Here is an 11,423-nt window from a genome sequence, read left to right as displayed (position 1 = left end):
TCTGATTTACTTGGATAATTAAATCGATCCTTGTTTTTTGATTTTTGGTAGCAGCGCTCCTATCCTCAAGCTAGCACATCATCTTTATTTCCAGTCTCATCCTGAATTCACATCTTAGCTTAAGCTTTTGCGCGAGGGTCTTTTTATGGGTTCTGAAAGCGATCAATTATTAAAAAATGAAGGCGTAAATGAAGAGACCAATGAAAACGTAAAAGTATCCGGCATTAATAAAAACAGTGCTGAGAGTAGTGATGTGGATTTTAGTCTATCGGAATTAGCAGGTCATTCTGCTAAGGCGATGGGGATTACGGATAGTAAGGCGGCACAGGCTGCTGGACTGGGATGGTTACAGCAGTCTGACGGTGTTATGGGCCTGGTGATTAACTATGGAATGAATGTTGTCTGGAACGTGGCGGTTTCATGGATAGAATTACAAATAGATGAATGGCGAGACAAACTGGACAGTTGGTTACTGGAGCAATTAAACAATCATTTAATTGCACAAGACCAGGCATCGGTTGCGGCAGTTAAAATATCACCGTCGACCAGCAGCAGTGCAGCTCTTACCCGCGAAACTGAGGGCGCTGACGTTAAGCGTAGCACTGAAAAAAATATCAACGCGGTGAACTGGGCCCATATTCAATCGCTGATAAAAGAGATTACCGCCACGAGTTCTCTGGTAAAAAGACTTCAAGCCGCTATACAGCTTATTGACCTGGTTAAAAAGCTAGAATCAGATTTACAAACGAGCTTTTATGGTGTGTTAATTCCAGAGGGATATAAAGCTAAATCTGCTAGCCACAAGATGTGGATAGAGGAGTTTAGAACGTATTTGCAAACAGCGCTCAATCTCGTCAGGGCATATGAGAAATCACAGACGGCGACAAGCTGGGAAAAAATGTTGGCGCTGGGGATAGATGATGTAGTGACAAGCATGCATCTGTTAAAAAATAGCTTCTCTGGCAACTGGATCAAGGCCAACGCAACACGGGCGATGCAATACGTGAAAGGGAGTCTGGGAGAGAATGGTGGTCAGATCCCGGAGCAATGGAACTGGGATGAAATTATCTCGCTTACTGAATATAGCGGCGCTTTAATAAAATATTACAACGACATTCAGGATCTTCCTGCGGAGAAAAACCCATTAGACTTCGTATCAAAAGCACTATCTTATAATCATCAGACTTTGCCAGAACCACTGGCTGGCTGGATGAACGCCATCAGTACCTCTTTTGCATGGTTCAGAAGCCATCTAAGCAATTTTGACCAACTAAGCAGCGAAGCAAGAGATGAATATAATACATTCGTCGAAGTGGTTAATGAGATGATGCAAGAACCCTCTCCGTGGGTAAAAATCACTTATCTTCAGGTGATTCTTGCTAATCATTATCAATTTTTTAATCTGTATGTTTTACCCGAATACTATAAGTTGACAGGGAGTGTTGTAGCAGACAGCTCTGCATGGGATGTAACCCGTGAGACCTTTGCCATGATGGAGGTGCATGAGTCCTTTAACCGAGCAGAGGGATTATGGGATTTCCTGGTCAACGATCGCTATCATCAGGAACTTAAAAATAAAACCAAAAATACCGTATTTACCAAAAAACTGGTCAGCAACTTTGCTGAACTGCGGCACAGAATACCAAAGCAAGTGTTGGGGAATGGTGGGCTAGAGATTTTAGAGAATTATATTCGCTACCACAATGATGGTGGAGCCAAGGCTGCTTTAAATCTCACGTATGCCGTCGTTAAACACTCAATACTAGCGGTATATAATAATGACCGCACGGTAATATTAAAAACAGGGAGGTTTGCTGTAAATCTCATTCAGGGATATTATGGTGGCGAAGAATGGAAGGAAGGTGATGGTGGAGTTACGGATGCCGAAGCTATAAATGCGTTTGATGTCATAATGAACGAAAAGAGTACTGAGTTAGAAGAACATATCTCAATCGAAGCGCTAATGAAATCAGGTGTAAATGTCACAGGGTTTGATAAATATATCGACTCAATTAGAGCGTTCAGATATGTCTATAAATTAGTAAACATCATGCGCATCGCTGATAAAAAAACAAGAGAAAATAGATTGCAGGAGTTGAGCAAACTGGCCTATAGCGTGCCAGATGGCTGGAGTAAACATCTTGTTGGTATTGTTAACTGGTTTAATTTTGTTAATGACCTGATTGAGGATAACCCAACCACCTGGGATGTGATCAAAAACGATATCTGGGGCTCATGGACCTCGTGGGGCCACTTTGACCGCGATCTGCTGGTCTCTAAAACTATCACTCGCCTACTGGTCAGTCAGAAAGTAAAAGAAATTATCGCTGACTCATTACGACAGTCTGGCAAAGAGTTGTCGCTGAAGAGTACCGAAACCGTCGCCAATCTGCTGATGAATTACTGGACGCATGAAAACGTCATGAACATGGTCCAGCCGCATATTAATGTTAATCAGTATGGTATTCAAGATGCCGCAACCGGGCTGGCAAACCTGGGGAGTTATGCTGCCAAAGGCGCTGCGAATACGGTAATTGGTGGCGTTAATTTGGCGGTGGGTGTGACCAGAGGAGCACTTTTCCAGGCAAAAAAACTCGCGATTGCAGTAACGAGAGAATTAATCCGTAACCATACCACGGTCCTGAGCGCTCTGGGTGTTGGGACGGCAGCGTATCTTGCTAGTTCGCTGCCGCAAGCGGAGGCATCAGAAACGGGTTACTCCGCTGTTGACCGGACGGCAGAAGGCTTTGATACGATGACGCACCTGCTACAGAACGCTGCCATGTATCTTGTTACGGTAGGCTCAGGGCTTGCATCAGGCTATATAGGCATGCAGACATTCTCCAGCGCTGATGAACAAGAGAATGAAACGTTAAAAATAATGAAATTTGAGCAGCTAGAAAGCCAGAGAAGTGAATATGACAACAGGAGCCTGATGGCCAACATCATCGGTACTGTGGCGTTACTCATTCCCGCCGGAGATATGGCGTATAAAGGCTGGAAGATCTACAAGAAAGGTAAATCAGCAGTAGATGAAGGGCAAAATGATATCCCCCTCGAAGAGATTGTTGTATCTGCAAAAGAACGATTGATTAATAACCCAACGGGCAATTATACCGAGCTGGTTGGAACAACGGATGATACTGAAAGTAAATCACTTCTGAATAATAGTGCTGGCACAAGCAATAAGCAGCGTAATTTTATTCTTGATGATATAGGCTCCGATTCAGGAAAACCTCATGCTAACCCCTCTTCCGATAATATAAAAAACCCACAAGAAAGCAGAGTTATACGACTTTTAAAAAGAGAACGCTGGCGTATTATGGCGGGTTTCTCTTCTGGGTTGATTGGCGGGGCCGCATTTGGCTATGCAGCAGCGAATAGGCAGTATAAAGGCCAGGTGGACAGGCATTTAGAGATGCGTGGTTTACTGTTTACTAAAGAAGAAAAAGAAGAAATAAAACAGATATGCAATCGTATTTTTGAGCATGAGGATGTAGATGAAGTCAGTCAAATATTGACGGATGTTCTTTCCTATGAAGACGATGGAGATAATAACATCTCTATTGAAAATAGTGCCGCGCAAGCACAGGATGTGGGGTTGTTTGCCCCCCGAAATTTAGTAGCCGAACCCAAGAAATTTGATATTAACGTAAAACAGAACTTTACAGCGCCTTCTAAAAAAAGAACCAAAAGAGGAGTGGTTTTAGGTACGATTGCAGTATTAGCCCTCGCTTATTTTACAATTAGTTTAATCGTCAAACTGGTTAACAGGAAAAAAATATCAGATAAATTTAAAAATTTTGACGCTTCAAAATTACCAGAGTGGAAGGCAAGAAAAATTAATGCCGCTTACGCTAAAGCACATTTAAATCAGAGTGTAGGCACAAGAAAAAGAATATCGCAGCTTGAACAAACATTAACAGCAATCTACAAAGTTGAAGATCATTTTGTAAAGGATGTTAACAAACACGTGGTAAATAATGTAGATATAAAAACAATTAAAAGAACAGTATTTAATGAAGATTATCTCTACATGATGAATAAGTTTATGGTGACAATGCCGAAAAATTATAATAATAATCTAAGAAATGAAATCAAAAAAAGTGATTTTGAATCAATAGATCCCGACATTAATAATATAGTCACTTTTAAACGAGGCGATGACTTATCGAGCATTACAGGTGTATCAAGCTACCAAAAAAGACTTGAAGTCGTCAAGCAGCTTCATCAGCTAGTACATAAAAAAATAGCTGAGTGGTACGAAGCGATGAACTACAGCTCGCCAGAGATGAACGTTAAAATAACGAATAAAATAATAGAATCAATGCCTTATTATATTGAACTCATCAATGAAAAATCTCTGTTAGAGCATGCTAAAAGTATTGATGAACATGATGTTGTCAATAATATTGTTCAGGAAATTAATTCGGATAAAAATTTAAATATTAAACGTAAGGTGAATAAGGAAGTCATTAGCGAGCAGAATGCATATCAGTTTTTATATTATTGCCAGTTAAAAAAATACAGTGATATTCTCTCAGTGGCTATTTTAAAAGATCTATTAGATCGCAAAATTGAAAGGTATGGTTCATCGAGGAAAAAGATTTCAAGCCCAGGTGTTATCGAAATTAATAATGCAAGACAATATCTTTCAGATGATTGTGATTATGTAAAAGGGAAAATAAGCAGAAAAGAATACATGAGAGCCCATGACATGGAGGTAAATAATATACTATCGAATGATACTATTAGTTATATAAATGACGAAGTTATTTATGCTTGTGATTACGTTGATGAATTCATTCCACCAGATATACATGACAACGATTTTGAAAGGCTAAGGAATAAATTGTCTTATGCAATTACATTTGTGCTAAAAGAAGTTTATTTACGCTACAAAAGGCCCGCTTTTAGCCCGGCTAATTCTGAAGAGTTTAAAAAACTCCTGGAAAGTTACAACCCCCTGCTTGTTACGGGAATTGATACCTTGATATCAACAAAAACTCTGTCAGAAGAAATAACTGATAAAATTAAACAGTCAGGAGAGGAGTTGGCTAAACACCCAACTTTAGTAAACTGGAACGAGATGTACAAGGAAAATATAATGGAAGGCATTGATGCCTTAAATACAGGGAATTCAGTTTTTTCTGCTGCTGGCTTGAAATATGATACAGAACTATTAGTGAGCTATACTGCAGATCCCGGATTGGCGTCGAGTTTTAATACTATCTTTTACGGATGGCCCTCACATACAAAAGAAATGTATGAGCAGGCTGATACTTTGTATAGTTATAATAATATGCAAGTTCTTCCTATGCATGAGGTTCTCACTAAATTTCCAATGCGCAGAACTCAGGAAACATCATATAGCAAAGGAAACTTGAGTATACCTTACACTGACTACGTAGAACATGCTAAAGAGATTGGCATTTTATCTCAAAGTTATAATTTTCAAAGCATATTAACATCGAGAGTTAAAGCTTTTCAGAGAGACCCCCAGATTAAAAAAAATATTCAGCAGAGTGCTGTAGACTCTCTCAATTTCTTATACGGTATTCCGACACTAAAAGATGAAGAACAGGAGGTGGTATTTATACCGAATGAAGGTGGGTTAATAACTAGCAAATACCTTACTACAAGTGAAAAAGATGCAATCGAAAAAGTTAAAAAATATTATAACAATGAAGTTGGCGGTAGGAAGTTACATAAAATAAAAATTAACTATCTACCTAACCCTAACAGAACTACAGTTCCATTTCAGGTTAATCGTCCTAATGAAAGTATCCATAGTGTAAATGAGTATATAAAGAACAGTGATAAGGTGGATAAAGTAGACCTTAGTAACATCTATTTAATACTTGTAGATGACGATAATATAGAAACTGCAGAGCAGGGGTTGCTTTATGATGTTGTTAATCGTAAGTTGGCCAGATTCCCAATCTACTGGAATAAGGTCAATACTTCATTAATAAACCTTAATAAGCGTGAAAGAAAAGAAAGATTCGGCATTTTAAAAAGTTCGGAAAAAATACTCTCACCAAAATTAATAGATTTTATAGTCAATGGAATCGCTGTGATTGATCAAAAAAATGATGCAAAAAAATGGTTTGAAGTTTCAGAATCCAGTGGTGATAGAACTATTTGGAGTGCATATGAAGTTAAAAGAAAACCAAGAGTTGTATGGGATTATGAATCCTTCCCGTTGTTTTCATTTGATCAACTAGATAATACTGAAGAGTTCAAAAATCATTTCTATGAGCAGACATTCAGTAAGCTTTTTAAGGATATCGATTCTGCTTTCATCAGCGGCGACGAAGATGACCAGAAAGTTCGAAAAGGAATCCTGGATACTTTCATTACGGCTTTTACTCTGGTGACATTACCATTGAGTATTAACTTCATGAGTCTGAAATATTATCTAATGTTAGCATTTGATTTCGCAGTGAATTTTTTCTCAGCTCACGCTGCATTCGACCTTGCTGAGAATTATGACCAAGTACAGGATGCGAAATTAAATGCAATAAGAACTTTCGGCTACTGGTTAACGGGTGGCCTGGTTGCTGATTCAATTCTGGAAGGGGCCGGTGCAATATTGACTGAGATAATAAAGAGCGCGAAACTTAGTGGGATAAATAAACTAAAAATTAAAGTGGGATCTAACCCTGTGGGTGATAGCTTTAACGCATTCAAGAACGAGTTTCGCAGTTCTGTTTCTAACGTTGCTGACAAGTCATTTGATTTCCTCACAGCATTGGCGAGTATTTCTGAAGGAGTTAAATTAAATAAAAGAATGGATGTTTATGAGTCTATAGCATCAACCGCGGGTATACCAGAAAATACCACCTTATTTCTGGTTAAAGATATCAAAAAACGTGCAGGCAATACTCTTTCTGAAACTGATTTAGCAGAGCTAAATAAAATAGAAGATGATCTTTTATCTCTGTATGAAAAGCCCATTCATCGTGACGTTGCTACAAAGGGTAAAGCAAATGGAACTGTTGATGATGATGTAAGCAATGCATTAGATGTGGATAGAGATGATCTCTTTGAGACCGTAAACCGCAAAGATATTGATGATGATCTTAAACGTTTCTTAGAGAGAAAGAAGAATGAATCTGGTTCAGTTTCTGATTCAGGTATAGGTTCAAGTCTAGACTCAGGTTCAGGTTCAGGTTCAGGTTCAGGTTCAGGTTCAGGTTCAAGCGCATTTTCGTTCGAAGGAGTGCCCCCTTCGTCATCATTATCCAATAGAATTAAATACCAAGAGTATTTTGATTATTTTGTAAACAATACAGCGAAAAAAACAGAATATGTAAATTTTACAGTTGATTATATCAATACGATGTCTCAGATAAGAAAAGCGGGGAAAGGGGTTGATAAAGAAACCTGGATACGACAGATTGCAAGAGAAACTTCAATGAGTGCCGATGAAGTTACCAGCCTTTCAAGGCGAATCGCAGATGAACTTGGCAATATCTTTAGCATTCCCACGAATTTCTCCAAAAAAAATCGAGAAGTAATAGAAAGATTAGTCACAGTGCGCGAAACGTTGAAAACAGTAAAAAATAATGCATCCCTATATAATAAGCTCAACTCGTCTATACAGTTTGTGTTAGATAAATTTGGATATATCATCCCATCTGATGGTGTCCTTAACTTTTTTGATATTTTGACCACGCATCCAGAAATAAAAGATCCAGTTAACTCATCGGAATCAGAAGAGAAAAGTGTTCCAGTAGAAGGCGATACAGTAACGAATGTTCAGAATGAGTTATCTGCAGATAATTCAAATCATGAAAACAGCAGAAAAAAAAGATCGGCAACCAATAATTCTTCTTTAGAACAAGCTAACTCTTCAGATCAGAATTCTTCTACAGAGCAGAATTCTTCCTTAGATCAGCTTCGTTATTTCCCTTTGTGGGGGCAGTTGCTAGGATTACCCCTTTATGAAATTTATAAAGGATCGGAACAATATCCGTTGCCTGCAGTAAAATTTTTCAAAACAGCCAAGGGTTATTTTGATGTTCTGAAAGGATTCTATCCTGATGGTGAAGGTGGCCTGTTAAAATTAGTATTAAACCCTGAAACCCTGAGTGATAAACCAACATTAGAAGAGCTTCCATTCCCGCCAGTCAACATGATAATGAAGTCAAAGACGCTCTACTTTTCTTCTACGATTACAGTGCTGATGAGATATCCAGGATATCCTTTAAAAACTTTTCATCTGGATATCAATAAATTTGAAAAATATGACTGGGTAAATGAGATAGGTAAGAAAGTTAATGCAGAAGGAGATGATAATATCTTTAGCTATGGTTGTTTTTCTGGCGGTACAATTAAAGTTAGTGAAAATCCGGAAGAAAATAACTTCTTCATTAAGCAAGATTTAAATCCTGATTTAGCCAATATTTCCATTAGCGTTGAGAGAAAAGATGAAAAGTTAAGTGGGGATAATGATTCCCACTTAGATTTTAGTTATACTGATCGAGTAGAAATGGATCTGTCAGGATTCACTTACAATAAAGAACAAGGTTATTTATCTGCTCCAGTACTGGCTTCAAATTATATTGATAAAAATAAACTAACTTTATCTGTGATAAAAGAAAGTAGAAATGGTGAATATAAGACAAGTTGTAATTTCAGTACCGATGCTACAATTCACATCACTGCTGATGATCATCTTCCAGTAAATATAAAAGTAAGTTTTACCACTGACCACAATGGAGATGTAAGTGATGAATTGTCACTCTTAATAGCAAATGCTATAAATGACTCAAGATTTAAAAACTTTATTTTCATGGGTAACATCAATCATCATGGGCAGCGGTCTGTTTATCGTAGTAATAGCATGAATGGTGTGTATGTAAACGAGGCGGTTAAGAATGTTAATATAAGTGTAATTTTCGATGTGTTATCTGGTGAAAATGAGTCAAATAATGGAAGTGGGAGTGTTAATACAGTTGGTAAATTCAAGGCTATATCACAATATGCTGACCCTATAGACTTTAGGGAAGCTGATATCGTTAAGGTAACGCCAGGCGCAATTGATATCAAATCAAATAATTACTACCATTATTCTTTTTCGGAAACAGCTCCCAGAGAAGATCGTTTAATGGGATTGCAAGGCCTTCGTGATCTGACTCATCGCTCGGGTGACTATGTATACACGATTGCAACTTCCGTTGAAGCTGAAATCCTGCGTAATGGGAGGTTTTATCAGACAGTTAAGTTCACTGTTCCTGTCAACAGCACCGAGCCTGATAGTACCAGTTCTGGCGAAAATATCACCAAAAGTGAGCATTTTAATCAGTCGTTTGCAACAGCTTTTAATCAGGTTTCAAACACTGTAAAAATGGGTAAGGTTGCAGATGAACAAATCAAGGAAGATATAGGCGACAATATCTTGTATCAGCTCTCCGCTGACGAAAATATCTATGTTGTTGATTTTTATTTCGAACTGGTTAAATCTCAAAAAAATATCAGAACCAGCTATGACTACTTTATTGAACGACCTGATATGAATTTAGATTTTTCTGGCTATAAATACGATAAAGAAAGTAACATTCTGCTTGTTGATGTCGAGCCTAAGTTATTCAAGAATGATTATACCAACAGCAACTCCAGAGACATATTTACCTCTCACAACTCGACTAAGAAAAAAGAAGAACATAAATACAAACCTGAGATTGCTATTTTTATTATGCTAGGTGATAACGAAATATTTGTGGAGAGATATATATTCACAACAACCAGTGATGGTGATGTTTCCAACGAATTGGCTTATTTTGTTGCAGAATGTATAAATAACGATCCGAAAAATGATATTTTTAGGGTAGGGCAGTTAACCAGTTCATATAATATTATTCCTTCTGCCGATGGTACTGGAAACTCTGTCTATCAAATATATCAATCTCAAGATGATTTTAGCATTGATGTTTTATTGTATAAGGATCCCGAGGCCTATCGAGTGATTCTTCCTTCACTTTATAATCCTGACTTTGAGACAACCCCTGATTCTAATAAAAAAATGGATTTTTCCGGATTCACTTATCTTCCAGAGGAAAAACAATTATCTATATATATTGGACGTTCAACGTTTTTAGATAAATACCCAAGCAACCATAATTATTGGATAGCCCATTCACATAAATCCGGTGAGGAAAAGGTCGCTGCTAGATATGATTCATTAGTAACTATTTTTTGTACTGATAGTAGTAATACGGAAGTGAAAAGAACAACATTTACTTTTACTCCGGATGATAACGTTGACGTTGATACTGCACTTTCCCGGCAAGTTAGTCATGCAATAAATAAAGATCTTCCTTATTTCAAAGCAGGTGATTTAAGTATTCCAGAGAGGGAATTTAATGACCCTTCGGGGCCTATTTTAAATATTTATAATAATAAAGATTATCCAGGCTATCAAATTCGTGTTCTTTTCAAAAAAGATGATAGGCAATATAAAGATTTACGAAATTCATTCACTAGAAAAATTTCTAATATAGATCCCTTTGAATTCACTAGCTCAGCGCTGATTTTTTCATTGCCTGGTAAACTGGTATCAGTTAATGATGGACCGTTACCAACCCCTGAGTTCGTTGTTAATGGTCGAGATGTGTTTGATTTAACTCATGTTCTGTCGACTCTTGGTTCATCACGAAAGCCTCCTTATATTAATATGAATTATTATACTTTTGATATTTGTATTGATATAAAGAAAAATGGGAAAAAATATAGCACTTTACTCACGTGGTTCCCATCCGACACTAAGATTTCAAATGCTGGTGTTTTCATGAAAAAATTGGCCGATCAATTCAATTATATATACGCAGAACTTAGAATGGGCAAGTTAGTTAATGGTGTTGTAATACCAGATGAACATGATTGTAAATTTTATCAACGTTATGAGGACGAAAACTCATATGATATTAAAATGTATCTTCTTAAATATTGAGTAAGATAAAATTAAACATGATAATCACTAACCAAAGGTGTGGTATGAATTTATTGAAAAATTAAATATGGAGAAAGAAAATTCTCAAACAACTTGTACATTTTATTGCCATGTGTTACATAATGGGCGCAATTATTTCCGTTGGTCATCACTCTGTAACGTTGTCATGATGCACCTACAAAGGTATGTACAAAAAACAACCAGCCTCACTCTGCAAAAGGACTTTTTATCCCCCCTGATGCAGTGAAATGCGCTGAGTTCGCCCAACAATAGGGCTATGTACAGTGAAATATTTGTTTAGAAATTCTTATTTATTTTATTGCACTCTGGTGGGAATTTAATCCAATAAGTGCTCCGGGATAATGGAACCCAGCGGCTGACAGGGAAGCAAAAGCCCGTGCTTACGCGCCTTTTCAGAGGCGGATTGCCTTTTTGCCTTCCCGGCGTTGAGCACCCGAACAGGAAA

1 protein-coding gene is annotated in these 11,423 nt (G+C 37.5%); it reads left to right on the top strand.

The genetic code is table 11. The annotated features are described in order from the left end of the window. Positions 1–145 precede the first annotated feature (145 nt). Entirely contained in the window at positions 146–10,957 is a 10,812-nt protein-coding gene (locus tag F3J40_RS06160; RefSeq protein ID WP_167012942.1) for a hypothetical protein, read from the top strand. Positions 10,958–11,423: the final 466 nt, after the last annotated feature.

Origin of the sequence: Candidatus Pantoea multigeneris, from assembly GCF_011752615.1 — a bacterium.
Taxonomy (GTDB): domain Bacteria; phylum Pseudomonadota; class Gammaproteobacteria; order Enterobacterales; family Enterobacteriaceae; genus Pantoea; species Pantoea multigeneris.
This window is presented reverse-complemented; position numbering and strand designations above follow the sequence as displayed.

Bases quoted from the DNA above. Each gene is read 5' to 3' on its own strand.
- F3J40_RS06160 (WP_167012942.1), top strand. From the start codon at position 146: ATGGGTTCTGAAAGCGATCAATTATTAAAAAATGAAGGCGTAAATGAA.